Consider the following 20,853-nt stretch of genomic DNA (forward strand, 5'->3'; position numbering starts at 1 on the left):
GGCAGCACCCCCGCGCAATCATCTGACACTAATCAACTTGCTCCCTCTTCTGGCCCTACTTCCGCCGATAACACCCCAGTATCGGTGCCTCGTTCCCCAGAATTAACACTTCGTTTTATGGCAGCCCCCACTGACATCATTATGGCGGGCAATCACGGTGTGAACGGCGGCCGGGTTTTGGAATGGATAGATAAGGCAGCTTATGCCTGCGCCGTCGGCTGGTCCGGAACGTACTGTGTGACCGCTTATGTTGGACATATCCATTTCACCCGGCCTATCCCCAGCGGGCATATGGTGGAGGTGCGCTCGCGGATTGCCATGACTGGGCGCAGCTCCATGCACATTGTCAACGAGGTACTTTCAGCCGACCCACGCGAAGGCGTGTTTACTAGGGCATGTGACTGTTTGGTCATTTTCGTTGCAAAGGATCCGGAAACTGGCACCCCTACCCCGGTGCCGCCGTTTGAGCCACGAAATGAGGACGAGAAGCGGGTACAGGATGCGGCTACCTCACGCATTGGGCTTCGGAAGGCCATCGAAATGGAGATGGAGAAACAAACGTACGACGGCCCGTCCGATGCGCCTCGGTTGATTACCCGGTTCTTAGCCAAGCCGACGGACGTGAACTGGGGCGGCAAAGTCCATGGTGGCACCGCTATGGAGTGGATTGATGAAGCTGGCGCCGCCTGCACCATGGAGTGGTCCGGCGAACATACCGTTGCTGTTTATGCGGGCGGGATTCGGTTCTACCGACCTATTCAGATCGGCGATTTAATCGAAGTAGACGCCCGACTAATGCGTACTGATGCCCGCTCGATGCAGGTCAGCGTTCATGTCCGTTCTGGTGCTCCCCGGGGCGGCCGGGAGAAATTGGAAACCGCTATCCACGCCACGGTGACCTACGTCGGGGTGGATATTGATGGCATCCCTCTTCCAGCCCGGCAGTTTAGGCCACGCACGGAGGAAGATATCAGGCTCTGGGAGCACGCCGCCACACTGCGGGAGCTACGGGCAGCCTACGCGCCGAAGCCGCTGATGGCCCACCCCAGCATCGAACCTAAGGATTAATTCGCTACTTTCTGGCGTCTGGTACGCTCACGTGGTTATATTCGGGCCACCAGCATCCAAATTGCGATCATATGCAAAGTTGCCGCAATGATGGTGGCCGCGTGAAAATGCTCGTGATAACCGATGAGCCGGGCTTGTCGGCCCGGCCAGCGCAGTGCATAGACCACCGCGCCGAGACTGTATATTAGTCCTCCGGCGGCTAACAAACTAACAATGGCTGGGCCTGCGTTTTTTAGCAACGCGGGCAGAAGCGGAACTATCGCCCACCCCAATACCAGATATACAACAACGTCCAGCCACCTGGGGTGATTAACGAAGGTGAGCACTACACTTCCTAGCGCGGCCAACCAGACAATACCCAGCAACCAGGATGCGTTGCGGGGGTTAAGGGTGAGAACCGCAACCGGGGTGTAGGTGGCAGCAATAAAAATTGAGATCGTGGAATGATCGGCGATTTTCCATGCGCGAACCGCCCGTTCGCTTCGCCACGGCCCCCGATGATAGGCCGCTGAAATGCCAAACAGGGCAACGACTGCAACGGCATAGACTGTGGTGGCCAGCCCCACCTGCCAGGGGGTACGCAGCCAGGCGAATGTTATCAATACCGCGCCCGCGATGGCAGCCACATAGGCGGCAACATGGTGGTATAGGCCACGGGCTTTGGGTCGTGGCCCTCGATCGAGCCGACTACGGGTGAACGAAACCAAGCGGGCGGTTGGAGTTTCCGTCATGATGAAACGGCCTACCTTATGTCATGTGGGGCCAGCAGATAAACAACAAAACCTACCGTACCGTAACTTTTACACCGCACAGTGTACGCCGCCAACTCACACCGCGCTAGCGTTCGCCTCCTACCTCAGTTTTTGCTTTTCGACGCCGCCACGCCAGCCGCAATTCCCAACCTGTCACCCCTAAAACCACACAGATAATGATCGCCGCATCGGCGATCATCCACCACGACCACCGAAACCACACCGTGGTTTCTGAATCCGCACCTACCGGCGCCGGATCAACCCGTTCCGCCAGCACCAACAACCGGTCAGTATTGATACCGTATGGTGTGCACGTTATCAGTGTTAGCAGGTCTCGATCGTGGAAGTATTCCACCGCCGAATAGTCACTGGGTGCCACCACTTGCCGGGACACCACTTGGTAGTACAACGATGAACCCAACACATCAATCCGAATCAACGCGCCATCTTTAATACGCGGCAGATTGTCAAACATGCTGGCATCCACCATCCCCGTGTGGGCCGAAATTACAGCATTGGTACCCATGCCTCCTACCGGCAGCGATGAGCCGTACATATGCCCCGCCCCCTCGTATAGCACTGAACTATTGGTGGTGTGCCGCACCGGTAAGTCCACCCCGATACTTGGAATCCGAATCCGAGCCATGACGCCAAACGTTTCTGGTGGGTTAAGAGTTTCCATATACCGATCGAAACCTGGGTCACTTGGCAACGCCGGGCGGGCATGGTGTCCTTGTTGGGTGAGCCACGAGTTATACGCGTGCGCCTGGAACTGGTAGTGCTCCAATTGTTCCGGCGGGTCGATCCGCGCTACTGATTTCCCATAGGTCGCCGCCTGCTGGTGAATCTTATAGTCGTTATAGATTGTGGCAACCATCGGGTAGAGCAATACCACCACTCCCAGAACCACCCAGATCAAGCTTCGCCGCGACCGTTTCCTGCGTGTCGACGCCCTCGCGTCTCGCCGCGTTGCCACCAGCACCATCGCCCTCCTGCCTTTCACCACGCAATACAAAAAGCTAGTTAGGCTAAGGCAACCGCCCACCCTAACTAGCTTTTGCTTTTTACTTACGCCACCTTGCGATCCCGGTAGCTTGTGTACAGACCCCGCGCTGTCAGCAACAAGCCCAACAGCAGGATCAAACCAACACCCTTCGCACCAGTTGCAGGCAACTGACCAACGATACTGTCTTTGTAATTGGTGATATTCGAGGTAAGCACACGACCTTCATCAGTTATTTCTACTGGTTGCGGTTCTGGATTACGCATGTACCCATCTGGCGCCTTGGTCTGCACGACGCAGAACTTAAGGTCTGTTTGGGAATTCGAATACTTGGTAGGAATATTAAATCCCAGCGCTTTCGATAAGCCAGCCCCACCACCTTGATCAACGGAGCTAATCTTGGACACGATGCTGTCACCTGAGTCTGTGTCGTTCATAGGGACTGGTTGTTCTTTAACTTCCCATTTACCACCAGCGCCCTGTTCGCAACGATAGAGCTCAAATTGCGCCCCGGCTATATTATCACCCGGAGAAGCACCTTCCGCAGTCAGGTTCACAGTCAGATCACCAAATGTAGTACTGGTTGGCTTTTTACCATCGGGACCCTGAACGTCAGTATCAAGCTTCAACCCATTCGGCAGATCGACGTTGGCGGTATTGGTTATGACACCATCACCTGGAATTGAATTCACAGTTACTTTGAACGTGATCACAACTTTCAGATCAGAATCCACCTTACGCAGCTGCATGAGACGCTCAAAACCAGTTTGTTCAAAAGTCCAACTTAAATCCTGTCCAGACACAGAATGCTGAAAGTATCCACTATTTGACAGATCTTGCGACCCGCTAGTTCCGCCTACCGCCGCCACACTTTCAACACTCGCCAAACTCAAACCGGCCATAAGAGAATCGGAAATCTTAAAAGTACTAATTTCACCCGCAGGTACTGGTGCACTAATGGTGTAGGTCAAAGTCTTACCAATAGTCGCATCTTTCGGCTCCACAGTCTTAGTTGGTTTAACTGATTGACCCTTAGGCAATACTTCACGGGAATAGACCCATTTTCCAGCATTGTCGGTGGTTGGCAAAACGACAAGGAAAGGCTTTGCTACCGAAAAATCACCGCTTTGCAATTCAGTAATTCTATACACTCCCGCCGTGAAATCACTATGAGTCGCTTTAGTAACCGTTACGTCGCCAGTCGGGCCGGTATTGACAGTAGTTAATACCTCAGCTTGCGCTTCACCTAAGTTTGCGGCGGTCATATCTTTAAGTAACTTGAACGCTTTGTCAGTATTCAAAGCGACGGGCTGGCCGGACTCCATCAAGGTAATTTTTTCAATCTTAAATTGTGCATTATTGACCCCTGGAAGCCCTTCCGCAGTTCGTGCATCTAGCTGCGGATCACCCAAACGCTTTTTGATCGTCAGCGAAACCTCTTGGCTCAAATCCATCGTATGTGCAGGTGATCCTGGAACTGGATCATTTTGTGACTGGGCGCTAGCCAGTGGAAATACAACTGGATTAAAAACGGTGCCTGAAAAGGCGACAACGGCTGCGGCGATTATTGCAGCGGTGCGGTTTCGCACGTGGCGAGTCCTTGACATCACATTCCCTTGTCGTAGTAGAAACAACGACGCCCCAGGTGGGCGATCGCAAACTTTGCGTTCAATTGTGGGCATTTCAAAAAATAAACCCAACTTTAAGTTTAAGTTTAGTATTTACTTAATATAATTAGCAAATGTTCGGCACTTTAATTGCGGCGCACAATAATCCGAGATCAAAACCTCAGTTTAAAGTACATATCAACGCCACAGCAGAACCCATCTATCCTTCAAAAAGCTAATAATTTGCCAATTTTTACATTAGCTATACCCGCTTGTCGACGACTGGGTGACGCCGTGACGTCGACAAGCGAGCACATTAATCCTCAGCTTCGCTGCGGGCAGAACGGATATACCGCACCACCGCAACGCCTAGAATCACAAGCCCCAGCAGCAAAATGAACACCAGCGTGCGCACACCAGTATCAGGTAACTGCCAGGCACCACCAAATGGGAGGCGAATGACAGTGGTAGATGCAGTAGCCGTTAACTGATTATGGGCATCAGTAGCAGACGCAGTCGCGTGCCCCTCGTGCGAATCCATCACGCCTGGTTCAGCCAACGGCATCTCACGGAAACAGGTATGGCTCGCGCCGGGCTCCAAATCCGGGATCGTACAACCCGCAAGTGGGCTGTTCTCCTCAGAAATCGTGATACCACGCAATGCAGTGGCACCATCGTTACGTACCGTGTATTCCACGGTGGCGGTGGTAGCTTCCGGGGGAAGCACGATGGCGCCGATAATCCCAGCACCAGCGATGCTGCGGGTGAGACTCAACTTCGGATAGTTATTACGGATGCTCATCCGCCACCGCTGACCATCAACAGACGAGTCCGATACTTGCGCAACCGGCTTGACCGAAATAAGAGCGGTTTCATTACGAGGCGGTTGCTGCGGGACAAGCCCAGCACCAAAGTCCCATTCCACGGAAGGTGTACTACCGTCCCCAGTTCCGCCATGCGACTCAACGATGGAACACGCCGACCCTACTGGTACCTCCGCCACCCGCAGATCCCGGCGCGGACTCACCTCACCGGTGCTCACCACTGCGCCACAATCGACGGTTACTGGGAATTCTGACTTCGGTGCGATCCCACCGAGGGTCTTGCCCAATGTGAGATCCACTTTGTCCCGAATCAGGTGGGAGATGGCGAACAGTGGTATGGAATCAGCGTCCGTTAATTCCGGAACTTCAAAGGTGAAACTGTGCTTGTTCCAGGCGTCAAGAATTCCATCACTCATGGAATAGTCGCCCAGTTCAGCGACACCATCCTCGGGTTGGCTGCGAACCACCTTGTCGTTGAGGGCAAAAATTGTTGGCGGGATGCGGTGCTGTGGCGTACCAACCGCTTTCAGTTCGGGTCGCGGGTCCAGTGCCGAGCCGCCAGCAGTGACAGTGCACTGAGCGCCGATGGGAAGATGATAGACCGGATTGTCAATCTCCATCGCGTGGCGGCTTAATTCGGCTACTTGCAACAGATGGGGTTGTTTCGCACCTGCCACTAGCACGGTTGATGTGGCGATATCAACCTGATGCCCGTTGTGAATGCATCGAAAACTCAACTCTGTGTCGCCGTGGCGTAATGCTTCTTCACCAGCTGTTGCCGCAATCACCTCATAGGGGGTGGTGGTGCGGGTGACGTGGTTTGTTATTTTCAACCGGTTCACGGAGGCGTCGTCAAGCGAAACCGTAACCTGAGTGTCTGGCTGCGGTGTGATGCTAAATCCCTGTGGCAACTGGGCATCCTGGGATTCGGTTATCGTGCACAACGACCCGATCGGCGCTTCTAGCTTGCCGACGACCACCGTGTCCGTGCGAGCGAATTGCGATAACCGCACGGGTGTGGCCAGCCCAGAACTATCCACAGCGGTGGAATCAGGACTAGCGCAGATAGCGGTGAAAGAAAACTCAAGGTTCGCCGAAGTTCGCTTGAGGGCCTCCAAATGATTGGCCGCACCGGAAATCTGCTTGGACAATTCCGCCTGCCCCATGCGCCACTGATAACGCGCACCATAAGTAACCCGGTTGGCGTTACCAGTGGCACCATGGTCGACTTTGGTTCGGAAAACAGGAGAAACATTGATGTTTTCATCGGCCGCGTCGCTACCAGAGGCTTCAGAGGTTTGCCCACCGTCGGTGATTGTCCACCGGGCTGAAGGTTCTAAGTAAGCAGTGCGCGGATCTTGCTCCCCATCTAGCGTGAACCCAACTTCAAGTGCTGCGCTCCGAGCTGCAATCTTACAGTCAAGTCCAGCGGGCACGTCTGCCACCTGATTATCGCCCGGCTGCACATCAACCTGGTGGCTAAAGACTTCCCGACCGCCATAAGCACACGTAACTGTTGCGGCAGCAGTAGGGGTTGGCGAAACCACCGACCCACCAGATGCAGGATTATCAGGCACCTCAAAGCTAGCAACAACTGTCACAGAAGTGGTGGCCCTAGCGAAAGAATTAGTAAACCGAACCTCCTGGTTATCCTCAACGACGGTATAGTTAATCGTCCTATTTCCCGCACTACCAGCGGTGGTTGCGGTTGTATCAACCGTAACAACTTCCGGAAAAGCTGTTGCTTCTTGAGTAGCACTACACTGTGTGAAAGCCGGAACACTCAACTTATTTTGCCCAGCGTTATTTGATATTTTCACAGCAAATGGCTGTTCGGTTCCATTAGGTAGCTGGCATATAACCGAAATGGTTGGGGCAAAGGATTCAGTCTCCGGATAATCAGCAAACACCCCACGTTCGGGCTGGGCTTCCACGTTTGTGACAGCAAAAGCCATCGACCGCATGACATATTCGTAATCAATAGTGACGTCGATAACCGCATTGTCATTCGGGATGCTGAGATAATACACCTCCAGCTTCTCGTTGTTTTCTGCGGAGGCTTGCACCAGGTTGGAAAACTCCAAACTACGCACACTTAATGCCCGACGGCCGTCTAAGCTGCGCTCTCCAGAATCCTCTGACATAGAAATTGCGCACTCACTGCCAGCCGGTACTTCTTCTGCAGTCAACCGTAATTGAGGCGCTTGAGGACTAATCTCCACCACTCGCCGGAATATACCAATAATCCCAGGTCGACTACATACCACTGCGGTTGGAATTGGTTGGCCCAATTCCGGATTGGTCGCAAAATTAGCATTGATTGTTAAGCCCGAGCCCGCGTAATTATATTCCACTGTTGCGGTGAAGAGATTATTTCCCGCTTCCACCTGTTTACGGGGAATAGTGGGGACATCAGCACGGATTCCCCGTGGAGCCCACACAGTCTGTATCGTAACACTACACACGTTACCGATCGGCACGAGCAATTCACCCGAGTCGTTACTGAGAATATCTTTGAGCTCACCTTTATATACCAACGACGTTGTTGTATCCGCTGGTACATCCATAAAACCAGCCAACACGACGTTAGTTAGACCACTGGCAGTCCCCACCGTAGCGGTACCGCAGGTGTAGCTAATTGAATACGACGAAATGTTCGCATGGTGGGCCGCTGGCCCAGCCCCGGTAATCCGCACTTTGACCGGTGCCACTTGCTGAATGTATTCGGAAGACAGAACTACCTTATTCGTACCCGGATTCAGTGTAAGAATATGGTGCGGTGACTGCTCAGTTGCCTGTTTTGCTTGACTATTGGTAATCACACGTTTGGTACCTGCACCAAAGCGTTCAATTGTGGTTTCACCAACTTGCTCCACACCAGTAGGAAGAACCAACGAATCTTCCCACACGAAACACGTAGAATCATGCGGCAACGCTTCGGTCACTTGTGGTGCGGCAGTCGCCTGAATAGTACCTTCACGAGGTTGCTGCTCCCCCGGAACAAAACAACGCCAATGAACAGTAGTCGGCAAGGCAACCACTCGTGACGCTCCGGAACCCGTTACGGTTTTGGAAATCTCCAAAACGTACGTCTCAGTGCGTAACCGAGGTTTGAACACCACATCAAGTGGTTGCTCAGTATTAGTATCCGCAGGAAGCCGCACCTCGAACCGGAAAACGCCGTCTTTCACATCTCCTTGTAAAACCCCAGGTATAACCTGGCCATCGTATTCCAAAGAAACCGAGTCAATGTAGCCAACCCGTTTTTGCTGTGCATCACGGTTTTGGTCATAGGTTATGGTGCATGACCTGTCTATCGCCAATCCATCATTGGCTTCAACGAAGCCCGAGGTATGCCGATAGGACAGATTTACCGTAGTTTCGGGCGTATTTTCGCACTGAAAACTAACCCGCGCGTTGTGGTTATTATGCACCTCAGATTCCGCGCCGGGTTGAACATAAGAAACTTCTGATCGCACTCGAAGGTCAACAGTTTCTTTAGACGGTTCGGAATGGGATACCAACCGAATGGTAGAGGTACCAACACTAATGGGATCTTGGGGGTCGACAACAGAGTTATTCACTCGATACGTGAGTTTTTGTCTCGCTGGCCCACCACTTTCGGTAATCGTACACTGCGCTCCGACAGGTAAACCACTGATGTTGAAGTTTCCACCAGCCTGTATCCGCCGATTGCCGGTTAGGATTCGCGGCGCCAAAAACTCGTAGCCGACCAAAAACTTCGGGTCCGGTGGTTCACAGTTCCATTCGAACTTAAAATACTGATCCTGGAGATCCGGATGTGTGGTCTTGGAAACGTTGATTACGCCGGTACGTGGAAACCGTTCTTGCCAAATAACCGTGCACTCCACGGTACCTTCATTAGGCACATCGACCAGCGCAGTTGACTGTGGTCGTGAATCTTCGGTTGTTACTTCCGCAGCTATTGGTGTCTTTGCAGCTCCTTCCTTTAGTTGATTCGTGCACTGCCATTCCGGCCGATACCTGGCAATGACTGCCTCATCGGAGCTTTCGGTATTCGCGACTGTTGAAAAGAACTCAAGCTTCTGGTCAGCTGTGGCAACAAAGCTGGAACCTTTTTGCGCTGGATTAGCTTTGTTTACTACCGTGCGAGTGCTTCCTAGTGGTGATCGGGTTCCCGTCGCTGTGTCAACAACGCGAGTCTCGATACTAAAATCAGATTCTCGTATTCGGCGGCCATGCTGATCGATCACGCCGTTTTCTGCTCGCCGTGCTACCTGAACAACAGAGCTGGTCGAGCGAACTTGTACTGCAAAGGCAACTCCCTGATTTTGAATGCCACCAAGAGTCACCTCAAAATCCTGTGGGTTTTCTACTTTGGCAAAAAAGATGCCACTGCGCTGGGCCCCACGGAACCCAGGCCGAACTGTGCCGCCTAAGCAGTACAAATCGTAGTTATAGTTAATCGTCTGGCCAGATTCCCGCTCAGATTGCGAATAATTTTCTCTCATCCCGCCACCACACGTGGGAGCAGACGGGGTTCCCGAGTTCTGCGGAGCTTCAGATGATGGAAGCTGAGTGAATTTTCCACCCGCATAGGATCGTAAACCGATAAATTCAGGCGCAGAATCAATCCGCTCATTTGTCGTTGATTCTGCATCAGCAACGATCAAGGAGAACTGTGGCTGCTGACCATCAACGTGTTCAAATCTGACGTTGGAAAAACGAATCCGCGGGTTTATGCCTGTGTTGACGGAGCGTTGTCGTCTGGTTGTACCCAACACTGGTTCATGGTCGCTGCCTGATTCCGGCACAAAATAACGATGGTGCACGCCATCAGCTTCAATGGTGCGCCCGAACAGCGCCTTATCCCAGGTGATTTTTGTCGGGGTATCTACATAGCGATTGCCGCTTCTTACCCGAATGGCGGAAGTGGAAGGATTGAAAGTTTCAGACCCCACCACTAGGTCGCGCGCCTGCATTGACCTAATATCAGAGCCTTTATCAAGGATATTAACCTTGAACTTCAACACATATGGGTCCAGCCGGATCTCCATGTTTGAGCCCACTGTGCGGGCTTCTTCAAAGTTAAAGTCTTTGAAATTGATCCAACATAACGACTGCCCTAGTTCGTTTGTTGCTTCCGTAAATTCCCGAAATTGGCATTTGGTTGGATCAAATGCTTGCGAGGTGGTCTGGGCTCGGGTAATCGGCGCGAAAGCAACCGTTAAGCCGACCAACCCGGTGGTTACAACCATCAGCCAAATGACAATATCCGCCAGGATGCAACGTATCCGCGACTTGGGTATCGGCATTTTCGTTCTCCTTTTCTTGCTAGATATTGTCTTTAGCTATGTAAGGGCGGTGCGTCCTCGATAACCGCCATCCCACAAACAGCAGGAGAAGCCCAAAACCGATGATCAGTGTCAATGCAGACCCGGTGTTCGCCAAAGCTGAACGTAAATTTTTCGAAGGTGTGTTGCCGGGTTGCGGATAAGAAGCGGTATCTGATTCTCCCAGGGGCGGCTCAAAGCTAGACGGCGTTCGGGTGACTAGGACCCGAACGGTATTTGATTCGACTGCTCGGCTAAAATTGGGGTCGGATTCCGGATTCCGACCGTCAGTGTATAAATAGGCCTTATTTGTTAGCACGTGTCGTTCTGGGTACCAATCATCCACTCGAACCGTTAGGGTAGCTCGAACTGTGATGAGAGGATTGTGGAGCCGTAATTGTGCCAACGTTTCTAACCCAACACGGTCAAGTTCAATCTCCACCCGAGCGTCGTTGTTTCGAACCTCATGGCTTAGCAACACCCCGGATTCGGCTGTCTGATCAAAAGGGACATCGGAGAGGCTTAACGATGTTGCCTGGTAGGCACGCACGGTAACCGTCACGAGTTCTTGGCCATCAACCAATTCGTCAACAAATAGGAACCGATACAGTTGGTTGTGCGCATCAGGCAATGGAACATTGGCGTCGATCGCGTATTGAAGTACACCGTGAGGAGTCACCGTGCTTTGGTCAACATGCTTAATAAGAATCTGTGGTTGGTGTTTTGTATGAACCTCCACATCGGCATGATCCACGGTTGGTACGGCTACAACAAATGGTTCGGTCACCGAAAATGCCACATCACCATTGCGGTATGGCAGTTCCTCCACCACGTACAACCCTGCTGATAATCCCGTGAACAAAGCAACTGCTTGACCGTTGTGAAGGACTGTTTTTTCTACCCGATCACCGCCGATGTGCGGGAACCGAATAGCTGCCCGCAAATCTATTTCGGATAGCTTCTTTTGTCCCGCTTCGGTAGTGGGGTCGATGTCGACAACTTTGCGTAATCTAAAGCTCACTCCTTGGTGCGCAATGCCAGGATCGGCGGTTTCGCTAATAGTTTTGTACACCCGAACGGAATATGGGCCGGGTGTTTCCTCGGCACCTGCCTTGTAAACCGTTGAAATCAGCGCCATCATTCCTGCGGAAATTGCGCAGCTTACAACCACCATGAGTCGTAAGCTGGTGAGAAAAATAGGAGTTTTTGTATTCATCGTTATTCCACTACTTCAGCTGTCGCTGTGGTCGGGTGCTTTTCTACGGACGACAAACATCAGCCACCACACCAAGTACCCAAGGATGCAGACTGATAGCACAACGGAGAAAGTCATCCACCATTGCCACGGTGACGTACTTCGTTCCGCAGAGCTGAAATGTTCAGGTAATTCCGTTCGGGTACCACGCACCAACAATCGATGTGAATTAATGCCATACGGTGTGCAGGTCACGAGCGTGACATATTCCTGACCCGCAACTGGACGAATGTCATCTATTTGGTTAGGCAGCACCTTTTTAATTTGGTCGACTTCATAAGCCATTACTTGGCCAACCGTTTCAACTACGAAAACATCTCCCAGCTGGATGCGGTGCAAGTTGTCGAACATCGTCAAGGTAGTCAATCCCGTGTGCCCGGTCAGTACCGAATGGGTTCCAGCCCCGCCTACAGGCAACGCGGTTCCGTATAGATGTCCCACGCCATGCGCCAGGGTTGAAAGATCCGTTCCGTGATAGACGGGTAGGTTGATGTCAACATTAGGTACCCGCAACCGAGCCATGACTGAATCGACGGCCAGCAAGTTGCTGTAGTGCTTAAATTCTTGACTCGTGGTGTCTGGCTGGGTTAACCAGGGGTCTTGGATCCCCCTGTCGCCCAAGTTTTGGTTGTATTCTCGCGCAGCGTTTAACAACGCGTCACGTTCGGTTCGATCCAACGTGGCAACATCGCGGGAATAAGCTGTTGCTATTCGCGATTGTTGGTGGTTGTGAATCGTTGTCAGGATGACCGGCGCGAGCAGGACAACCACAGCTAGCAGGAGATAAACGACCGTACGTAGATGTGTTCTACTAGTGCTGCTTTTCGACGACACGGCGGGCTATGCAAAATGCACACATGCATCAGGCGCGGTTTCAAACACCCGCTGTGGAGCGCTCGCTTCACCTGTGATGACAGTTAACATTGGTTGGCCGATCGTTTCAGATTCACGAAGGTTGTCAACCTGCTCTTTAATACCTGGCAAACTGCTAAAAAAATCAATCGCAGGCATCTTGCGGGTCTGGGAACGCACAACTGGCCGAAGTGCACGAAGGTTGGCAATCGGGGTTTTCTGCCCCCAATCCAATTCGGCGGCAGTAGCAAATACCTTCTTAGACACAGTAGCTGTTGTCATCTTTAACTCCTAGATTATGCGTTCAGCAATATCACAATCCAGCTAGCTTCACATAAACTAACTAAATATTAGCTTAAAAGTATTTCGTCAACATTGCAAAGAGTTAGCATCCTTGCTTAATGCCAATCAAGCAGACTTTTTAGCAAGAACATTTATCTCAACTTCCCGCAATAAGAAAGAGATAGCAAATGTTTAACTTTTTAAATACTTAGAAAGCTTAACATGTCAATTAAGAATAGAACAATATCGACCCTCCCCCGGATTGCATGCAATGCAGTAGATACAATTCTTCTACATAGCCACAGTCCCACAACCAAGCAACGGCTAGACTTCCAACGCCTAAGCAAAAACATGACACTTAACAAAGATCACTTTTGAATCAACAGCATCCAACATACGCACCACCCCAGCTACGACAACCACCAATCACCTCCCCATGGAATGGTTGACTCAATGACAAGGCTCACACCTGCGGAGCCTTCGCCCACTTCCAGTACACAAACTGCCAATACCGACACCAACAACATAGTCAAACCATATTAATCAATAGCCTAATTTATAGGAACGAAATATGGACGACCTGTAGCCATAATGAATATATTTGTCATCATTTGGCCAAGTTTGCTACCAGCTACATGTCGTCATGCAAACTTTTTTATAAGTTCTTTCACCCTCAAGCGGAATGATATTCGCACTGCTCCCGGCACCCTTTGTCTCCCATTTCAAGGTTGCGTGATGCCCATTCTTTTACAATCGCTATCCGATGCTTAATACGTCAGACATAGCGTCTTATATCTAGTACAACTGAAGCTGGCTTCCACATTTGTGGAAGCCAGCTGAAAACTCCTAGTAATACAAATGTGCCCGCTACTCGATAACCGAATTAGCTCCTATCGCGTGCCCAAATAATGTCGGAAGAGTTGCAGACCATGCCTCGCTTAGCTCCGCTAATGACAGCGCAACCGTGACTTCCCTATGTCCAGCCTCAAACTTATCTTCGCTGCTAGTCATGCCGATCTTCACGCACGGAATCCCCAATTCCGCCGCACGAGCCGCCACCGCAGCCCCATCGGTTGTCGCCACCACAGCGCGCGACGCCGACTCAGAGAACAACGCGGTAAAGAAGTCCGCATGCACCTCAGACAGATCTAATGTGACACCACAACCTGCTTGGATCGCCATCTCCATGATCGCTGCCCCTAAGCCGCCTTCGGAAAGGTCGTGGGCAGCGGTAACCACGTTCGGGTTGGCGAAGAAATTCACCAGTTTTTCTTCGTTAGCCAGATCAACCTTCGGCGGCATGCCTGATAGCCCAGCACCAGAAACTTGCTGCCAAATGGAACCGCCGAACTCGTCGAAAGTTTCACCCAGCAGATAAAGCTCTTCTTGCGCTTCCACTGTGCGTAGCTGGTTTCCGATCGACTCTCGGACGTCGTCAAGCACGCCAAGCACCCCAACAACCGGGGTAGGCAAAATCGCCTCAGTGCCAGTTTGGTTATAGAAAGACACGTTGCCGCCGGAAACCGGAATGCCCAATTCCTTACAACCATCAGCCAAACCGTGAACTGCTTCACGGAACTGCCACATCACCCCCGGGTCCTCTGGGGAACCAAAGTTCAGGCAATTGGTCACCGCAACCGGGCGGGCGCCGGTAACCGCCACGTTGCGGTATGCTTCCGCCAACGCCAACCGGGCACCAGAATTGGGATCGAGTTTGGTGTAGCGTCCCGAAGCATCCGCAGAAACCGCTACACCTCGGTTGGTTTCTTCGTCAATACGCAGCACACCGGCATCCGCATGCTGTGCTTGTACCGTGTTACCGCGCACATAGCGATCATATTGATCGGTAATAAACGCCCGCGAACAAAGCGCCGGTGAGGAAATCATATCCAGAAGCGCCTTCTTGATCTTTTCCGCATCAGTTGGCTTTTCGACGCCGCCAAACTGTTGCAGTTCATCCTGCCACTCCGGGCGGGCAAACGGCCGCGTGTACACCGGCCCCTCGTGGGCGATGGTGTGTGCTGGGGCGTCCACCACAACCTCTCCCTTATGGCGGATAATCAAGTGCTTGCCATCAGTGACCTCACCAATCTCAGCGCACGGTACGCCCCAATGCTCACAGATTTTTGTGAACTTTTCGACGTCCTCTGGCCGCACCACCGCGCACATACGCTCCTGGGATTCCGAGCACAAAATCTCAGCAGCCAGCATGTTCTTCGCACGAAGCGGAACATTATCCAAATTGATTTCCATGCCGCCGTCGCCGGCAGCCGCAAGTTCAGAGGTGGCACACGATAATCCAGCACCACCCAAGTCCTGAATACCCACAACCACGCCTGCCTTATATAAGTCCAGGCAGCATTCAATCAGAACCTTCTCGGCAAATGGGTCGCCCACCTGTACCGCAGGCAGTTTACGCTCGGCGCCCTCTTCAAAGGTATCGGAGGCCAACACGGACACACCACCAATGCCGTCCAAACCAGTGCGCGACCCAAACAGCATTACCTTGTTACCCAACCCAGAAGCGAAAGCCAATTTGAGGTCTTCCACCTTCAACGTTCCCACACACAACGCGTTAACCAACGGGTTGCCAGCATAGGACTCGTCGAAGATGGTCTCACCGCCAATATTTGGCAGGCCGAGACAATTGCCATAATGCGAGATACCGGAAACAACACCTGGCAAAACCCGGGAGGTGTCCGGAGCATCCGCCGGGCCAAACCGTAGCTGGTCCATGACCGCGATCGGGCGGGCTCCCATCGCCATGATGTCGCGCACGATACCACCAATACCGGTAGCGGCGCCTTGGTGCGGCTCCACATAGGACGGGTGGTTATGGGATTCCACCCGGAAAGTCACCGCATTACCGTCACCAATATCGACCACACCGGCGTTTTCGCCGATACCAGCCAAAATTTTTGCTCCCATTTCCTCGGTAGTGGTTTCACCGAAGTACCGCAGGTGCACCTTGGATGACTTATAAGAACAGTGCTCCGACCACATGACGGAGTACATGGCCAATTCCGCGTCGGTTGGGCGACGACCCAGGATTTCTTTAATGCGGGCGTATTCGTCGTCTTTTAGCCCCAACGATGCATATGGTTGTTGCGCATCTGGGTTTTTAATCGCCTGCTCAACGGTGTCATTGAAAGTAGTCATTGTCCGTGTTCTCCTTTAAGCAGCGATAGTGCCAACAGCCGACAGGAACAACTGCAAACCGTCAGTGGACGGCCCAGTCAAAGTATCAATAGCGTGTTCTGGGTGCGGCATCAAACCCACCACACGGCCAGTTTCGTTCGTGATACCAGCAATGGCGTTGAGCGAACCATTGAAATTGTCGGTGTAGCGAAACACCACCCGACCCTCATCTTCCAACATACGCACCGTCTCCGCCGACGCCTGGAACCGACCCTCTCCGTGCTTAGCAGGTATGAGAATCTTATCCCCAGCTGTCAATGAGGAGGTCCACGCCGTGTCGGCGTTTTCCACCACCAAATGCGTATCGACGCAGTGGAAATGCAATCCTTGGTTCCGCGTCAGCGCGCCTGGCAAAAGCTTCGCCTCAGTAAGAATCTGAAAACCATTACAAATGCCCAACACCGGCATGCCCTTGCCCGCCGCATCGATCACGGACTGCATTACAGGCGCAAGAGCAGAAATAGCGCCGGTGCGCACGTAGTCGCCGTAGGAAAACCCACCAGGTACTACCACCGCATCGACGCCTTTGAGATCATAATCAGCGTGCCACAGACTCACAGCTTCGGCACCTGAATATCGCACCGCGCGGGCGGCGTCGACGTCGTCAAGCGTGCCGGGGAACGTTATAACTCCGATTTTTGCGCTCATGTGGTTACGCCTCGAAGATGATGTCGTAGTCTTCAATAACAGTGTTGGCAAGAAGCTTCTCAGCCATCTTTTCAACCTGCTCTTTAGTTACCGTATCGTCCACTTCAATTTCGAAGCGTTTACCTTGACGAACATCGCTAACCCCCTCAATTTCAAGCAAGCCCAAACCACGGACAACCTGCTGCCCCTGGGGATCCAAAATCTCGGGTTTCAACATCACGTTCACAACTACACGGGCCACGTTGGAAGCTCCTCAATCACAGTAGAATTGCCAGACACCGTACGACAGGCATCATCATGCAAGTAGTTTAGTCACAAAAACAGCAGATTCTACTATCCTTAAGGAAACCCCCGATTATTTAGATAGGTAAATACTGCTCAATCATGTTAATGATCGGCATTTCGTCCGGCTCCATAGCTGGCGCAAACCTACCCACAACCTCACCATCTGGCGATACCAGAAACTTCTCAAAATTCCACTCAATGTCCGGGCCATCACCCTTTAAGAACGTATATAGCGGGTGCGCATTGGGGCCATTGACGTCACTTTTGGCAAGCAGCGGGAAGCTCACCCCATAGTTCGTGCTACAAAACTCCGCGATCTGCTTATCCGTACCCGGTTCCTCCTCTGCGAATTGATTACATGGAACCCCGATAACGAAAAGACCCCGGTGGGCGTAGTCATTAAACAAATCCTGCAATAACTCGTACTGCGGGGTATAACCGCACTTAGAGGCAGTATTGACAATCAGCAATAAATGTCCCGCCCAATCCGCCATTGTCGTTGTAGTGCCATCGTTTGTGGTGACCTCGATATCGTAAATACTCATGCACACTAATGTACCGAGTACACCGTATCAGCCACACCGGTTTTGCGTAGATGCAATCCCGCGCACGTAGCTAGCAGCAAGTGCTTCGGTTACGTTATGCCCCCTATCCACAACGCAACCGGGGCGGGGAAATCCCCGCCTCAATGCACCGTTTAGGCTTCGAGTCCGGTTGCTTGGTTAATCAACCACGCGTATTCGAAAGCAGTCTGGTGCCACTTTTCGTACCGGCCAGATACGCCGCCGTGCCCTGCCGCCATTTCGGTTTTCAACAGGAACTTGCCGTCGGTCGCGGTAGCGCGAAGTTTAGCGATCCACTTTGCTGGCTCAACGTATAACACCCGAGTATCGTTGATGCTGGTTACGGCGAGGATATTGGGGTAGGGTTTGGCCTCAATATTCTCATACGGCGCGTAGCTGGCCATGTAGTGGTACACCTGTGGATCAGCGTATGGGTTACCCCACTCTTCCCACTCCGGCACGGTCAACGGTAGCTCTGGCATAAGGATCGACGTGAGCGGATCGACAAATGGGACGTTCGCTTCGATCGCCTTAAACCGGTCACCGCCCATATTCGCCACCGCACCCATCAACAAGCCACCGGCGGAACCACCATCGGCTACCAACATATCCCGAGTGGTTATGTTATCCGCCAGGAAGAAATCCGCCACCGCGATAAAGTCAGTGAAGGTATTGCGCTTTTTCAGCATCTTGCCGTTTTCATACCAGCCACGACCCATTTCGCCACCACCACGCACATGCGCAATGGCAAAAATCATGCCGCGATCCAACATGGACAGACGGGCCACGGAGAAACCAGGGTCAATGGAAATCTCGTAGGCACCATAGCCGTACAATAAGGTGGGGTTTGGTTTTGAAAAATCAAGGTCAGCACGGTGGATAACGGAGACTGGAATCTCCGCACCGTCTTTAGCTTTCACCCATACCCGGTGGGCTTGATAGTCATCCGGGTTGTAGCCGCCAAGTACCTCTTGTTCTTTCAAAAGTCGCTTTTCCCCGGTTGCAACCACGTAGTCATAGACCTTATTTGGGGTAATGAACGAGGTGTAGGACATGCGTAAAACTGGCGCATCCCACTCCGGATTGCCAGCTATGCCGAGACTGTAGAGTTCCTCATCGAAGCTTAGCTCTTCGAAGCTCCCCAGGTGGCCGTCGTTAAGCTTCATTATCGCAGCCCGGCTGATCGCATCCTTACGGTAGGCGATGACAATCTGGTCGCGGAACGTATCGGCCCCCTCAAGGCGAACATCGTCATTGTGTTCCACAAGCACGGTAAGATCGCCGAAATTGCCAAGCTGATCCTCAGCCCACATCCAACCTAATTCAAAGTTAGGACCATGAGCATTGTGGGTAACTAACCACGCATCTTTGTCCTCTAGAACCGCATGCTCGACGACGTATTCGATGCCCTCTTCACGCGGACGAATCACCCGAAACTCACCGGTAGGGTTGTCTTGTTCCAATACCCATACCTCGCTGGTTACCTTCGATGCAACCTCGATCATCAAGTATTTTTCGCTGCGGGTACCACCCACACCAACGTTGTAGCGCTCATCAGCCTCGTGGAAAACCCGCACATCCTCACTGGCATCCGTGCCAATTCGGTGCCGCCAGACGGAATCGGAACGCCACGCGTCGTCAACCCGCTGGTAGAACAAATACTCTTCGCCCGCCCAGGTAGCACCGTAGTAGACATCCTCAATAACATCGGGCAGCAGCTCACCGGTGTCGAGATCCTTAATGCGCAAGGTAAACCGTTCGTCACCAGCCGTATCAACCGAATAAGCCAGGTACCTGCCGGAAGTGGTCACCGAGGAGGCACCAAGTGCGAAAAAGTCATGGCCTTCTGCCAATTCATTAAGATCAAGCAGCACCTGCTCACCCGGCGCGGCTTCCGCTTCGTCGATGACAGGTGGAACCCATGGGTCGTGCTCTTCATCGACGGCTAGCCGACAGGAAATGCCGTAGGACTTGCCCTCCACGCTGCGACCGTAGTACCAAAAGTCGCCCGCCCGGGTTGGCACAGACATGTCAGTTTCTTTCACCCGAGACTTGATTTCCTGAAAGATGTTTTCCTTCAGCTCCGCAAGATTACTGGTTTCTTGCTCTGTGTAGGCATTTTCTTCTTCCAAGTAGGCAATAGTTTCGGGAGATTCTTTTTCCCGTAACCATTCGTAGTTATCGTTAAAGTCGATGCCGTGGTGGCTGCGGGTATGGGGTTTTTGTGCCGCAATGGGGGCGTTGATAGTCATAGGACTACATCGTAGTGGGTAGCGGCAAGTGGCGAAAACACGGGTAATACGAACGGCTTTCAGTGCGCTACACTTCGAGGACAAGGCCTGTCAGTTTTAAGCAAAAAGGTTAGTTAAAGGAGATTTATGGCATCCACGCATCACTTCGAATCGGAGGGTCACGCACCGAAACGCGCGATAGACCACAAATCTGAAGTCGATAGAGATACTGACCATCATGAGGCTGACACCGCAACCGATACCGCCAAGCCGAAACCGACTAGCGAACTGCCAGAATTTTTAGCCAACGCCACCCGTGCTGATTGGGTGCTATGGGGGCTTATGGTAGCTGCTGGCATTTACGGCTTCGCACTGATCCCGTTTCGAGCTTTGCTACTGGTTAACCACCCGTTTTTGTATGCCGGACTATCAGGATCCAATCTGGCGGTTTTGACTGTAGGCGCCACTCATTCCGACAAACCATGGCATTTGGTGGCGGTGGTCATTATCGCTACGCTCAGCGCCGCTAAATTCTTACCGCTTTATTTCTTGTTAGGTAAACGTTGGGGTAAGGAATTTGTAGACATGATGTTTGCCGGACACCCGCCACGGTGGTTTAGCAAGCTGGAAAACTTCATCTACAACCATCAAGGTTTCAGCTTCCTGCTGTCGTGTATCCCGTTCTCCCCTATTTCACCTGTCCTGATTGTCACAATCTCCGGCATCAAACGTGCCCGTGGCTTGTTCGTATCATTGTGGGTTTTGGGCTTTATTACTTTACTGAAATTGTTCTACCTCTACCTTGGCGTGACATTTGGCACCCAGGTACAAGGAACACTAGAGGTTATCAACCGGTACATCACATGGATCACCATCGCACTGATTGCCTGGCTATTCATTTCCATCAACTTAAAGCAACGCAAGAAGGGCGCGTTACGAAAATAAGCGCTACACCGCACATGGTAAAACC

The 20,853-nt window shown here is 52.2% G+C and carries 14 protein-coding genes; 2 read left to right on the plus strand and 12 right to left on the minus strand.

The window, feature by feature from the left end; genetic code table 11:
• Nucleotides 1-141 precede the first annotated feature (141 nt).
• Complete coding sequence (locus CMUST_RS12755; protein ID WP_407922012.1) at nucleotides 142-1,068, plus strand: acyl-CoA thioesterase; 927 nt, start codon at nucleotides 142-144, stop codon at nucleotides 1,066-1,068.
• A 35-nt stretch (nucleotides 1,069-1,103) separates the two neighbouring features.
• Here the strand turns inward: CMUST_RS12755 and trhA are convergent, their stop codons facing one another.
• The 12 genes from trhA to CMUST_RS12815 form a co-directional block, all read right to left on the minus strand.
• The gene (gene trhA / locus CMUST_RS12760; RefSeq protein ID WP_047262827.1) at nucleotides 1,104-1,799 is read right to left on the minus strand and encodes a PAQR family membrane homeostasis protein TrhA; all 696 of its coding nucleotides are present in this window, start codon (nucleotides 1,797-1,799) and stop codon (nucleotides 1,104-1,106) included.
• A gap of 106 nt (nucleotides 1,800-1,905) precedes the next feature.
• The gene (locus CMUST_RS12765; RefSeq protein ID WP_052844773.1) at nucleotides 1,906-2,805 is read right to left on the minus strand and encodes a class C sortase; all 900 of its coding nucleotides are present in this window, start codon (nucleotides 2,803-2,805) and stop codon (nucleotides 1,906-1,908) included.
• An 83-nt stretch (nucleotides 2,806-2,888) separates the two neighbouring features.
• Nucleotides 2,889-4,412, minus strand: coding sequence for a SpaH/EbpB family LPXTG-anchored major pilin (locus CMUST_RS12770; protein ID WP_047262828.1), 1,524 nt, complete (start codon nucleotides 4,410-4,412; stop codon nucleotides 2,889-2,891).
• A 334-nt stretch (nucleotides 4,413-4,746) separates the two neighbouring features.
• Complete coding sequence (locus CMUST_RS12775; protein ID WP_047262829.1) at nucleotides 4,747-10,551, minus strand: DUF5979 domain-containing protein; 5,805 nt, start codon at nucleotides 10,549-10,551, stop codon at nucleotides 4,747-4,749.
• A gap of 19 nt (nucleotides 10,552-10,570) precedes the next feature.
• Entirely contained in the window at nucleotides 10,571-11,785 is a 1,215-nt protein-coding gene (locus tag CMUST_RS12780; RefSeq protein ID WP_047262830.1) for an isopeptide-forming domain-containing protein, read from the minus strand.
• A gap of 15 nt (nucleotides 11,786-11,800) precedes the next feature.
• The gene (locus CMUST_RS12785) at nucleotides 11,801-12,658 is read right to left on the minus strand and encodes a class C sortase (RefSeq protein ID WP_047262831.1); all 858 of its coding nucleotides are present in this window, start codon (nucleotides 12,656-12,658) and stop codon (nucleotides 11,801-11,803) included.
• Between the two features lie 6 nt (nucleotides 12,659-12,664).
• Nucleotides 12,665-12,958 (minus strand): hypothetical protein, encoded by a 294-nt coding sequence (locus tag CMUST_RS12790; RefSeq protein ID WP_047262832.1) that lies wholly within the window; start codon nucleotides 12,956-12,958, stop codon nucleotides 12,665-12,667.
• An 867-nt stretch (nucleotides 12,959-13,825) separates the two neighbouring features.
• A complete protein-coding gene (gene purL, locus CMUST_RS12795; protein WP_047262833.1) occupies nucleotides 13,826-16,117 on the minus strand; it encodes a phosphoribosylformylglycinamidine synthase subunit PurL in 2,292 nt (763 codons plus the stop codon).
• Nucleotides 16,118-16,132: 15 nt separating this feature from the next.
• The gene (gene purQ / locus CMUST_RS12800) at nucleotides 16,133-16,804 is read right to left on the minus strand and encodes a phosphoribosylformylglycinamidine synthase subunit PurQ (RefSeq protein WP_047262834.1); all 672 of its coding nucleotides are present in this window, start codon (nucleotides 16,802-16,804) and stop codon (nucleotides 16,133-16,135) included.
• Nucleotides 16,805-16,808: 4 nt separating this feature from the next.
• Nucleotides 16,809-17,045: a phosphoribosylformylglycinamidine synthase subunit PurS gene (purS, locus tag CMUST_RS12805; protein ID WP_047262835.1), complete on the minus strand. Its 237-nt coding sequence runs from the start codon at nucleotides 17,043-17,045 to the stop codon at nucleotides 16,809-16,811.
• A gap of 118 nt (nucleotides 17,046-17,163) precedes the next feature.
• The gene (locus tag CMUST_RS12810) at nucleotides 17,164-17,634 is read right to left on the minus strand and encodes a glutathione peroxidase (protein ID WP_047262836.1); all 471 of its coding nucleotides are present in this window, start codon (nucleotides 17,632-17,634) and stop codon (nucleotides 17,164-17,166) included.
• Between the two features lie 152 nt (nucleotides 17,635-17,786).
• On the minus strand, nucleotides 17,787-19,904 hold the full coding sequence (locus CMUST_RS12815; protein WP_047262837.1) for a S9 family peptidase: 2,118 nt from the start codon (nucleotides 19,902-19,904) through the stop codon (nucleotides 17,787-17,789).
• Between the two features lie 126 nt (nucleotides 19,905-20,030).
• Here CMUST_RS12815 and CMUST_RS12820 point away from each other — a divergent pair, with 126 nt between their 5' ends.
• The gene (locus CMUST_RS12820) at nucleotides 20,031-20,828 is read left to right on the plus strand and encodes a hypothetical protein (protein ID WP_052844774.1); all 798 of its coding nucleotides are present in this window, start codon (nucleotides 20,031-20,033) and stop codon (nucleotides 20,826-20,828) included.
• Nucleotides 20,829-20,853: the final 25 nt, after the last annotated feature.

Origin of the sequence: Corynebacterium mustelae (assembly GCF_001020985.1) — a bacterium.
Lineage (GTDB): Bacteria > Actinomycetota > Actinomycetes > Mycobacteriales > Mycobacteriaceae > Corynebacterium > Corynebacterium mustelae.

What these genes read in the sequence shown, in the direction of transcription:
- CMUST_RS12755 (WP_407922012.1), top strand. Translation starts at nt 142, where the DNA reads ATGGCGGGCAATCACGGTGTGAACGGCGGCCGGGTTTTGGAATGGATA.
- trhA (WP_047262827.1), bottom strand. Translation starts at nt 1,799, where the DNA reads ATGACGGAAACTCCAACCGCCCGCTTGGTTTCGTTCACCCGTAGTCGG.
- CMUST_RS12765 (WP_052844773.1), bottom strand. Translation starts at nt 2,805, where the DNA reads ATGGTGCTGGTGGCAACGCGGCGAGACGCGAGGGCGTCGACACGCAGG.
- CMUST_RS12775 (WP_047262829.1), bottom strand. Translation starts at nt 10,551, where the DNA reads ATGCCGATACCCAAGTCGCGGATACGTTGCATCCTGGCGGATATTGTC.
- CMUST_RS12780 (WP_047262830.1), bottom strand. Translation starts at nt 11,785, where the DNA reads ATGAATACAAAAACTCCTATTTTTCTCACCAGCTTACGACTCATGGTG.
- CMUST_RS12790 (WP_047262832.1), bottom strand. Translation starts at nt 12,958, where the DNA reads ATGACAACAGCTACTGTGTCTAAGAAGGTATTTGCTACTGCCGCCGAA.
- purL (WP_047262833.1), bottom strand. Translation starts at nt 16,117, where the DNA reads ATGACTACTTTCAATGACACCGTTGAGCAGGCGATTAAAAACCCAGAT.
- purQ (WP_047262834.1), bottom strand. Translation starts at nt 16,804, where the DNA reads ATGAGCGCAAAAATCGGAGTTATAACGTTCCCCGGCACGCTTGACGAC.
- CMUST_RS12810 (WP_047262836.1), bottom strand. Translation starts at nt 17,634, where the DNA reads ATGAGTATTTACGATATCGAGGTCACCACAAACGATGGCACTACAACG.
- CMUST_RS12815 (WP_047262837.1), bottom strand. Translation starts at nt 19,904, where the DNA reads ATGACTATCAACGCCCCCATTGCGGCACAAAAACCCCATACCCGCAGC.
- CMUST_RS12820 (WP_052844774.1), top strand. Translation starts at nt 20,031, where the DNA reads ATGGCATCCACGCATCACTTCGAATCGGAGGGTCACGCACCGAAACGC.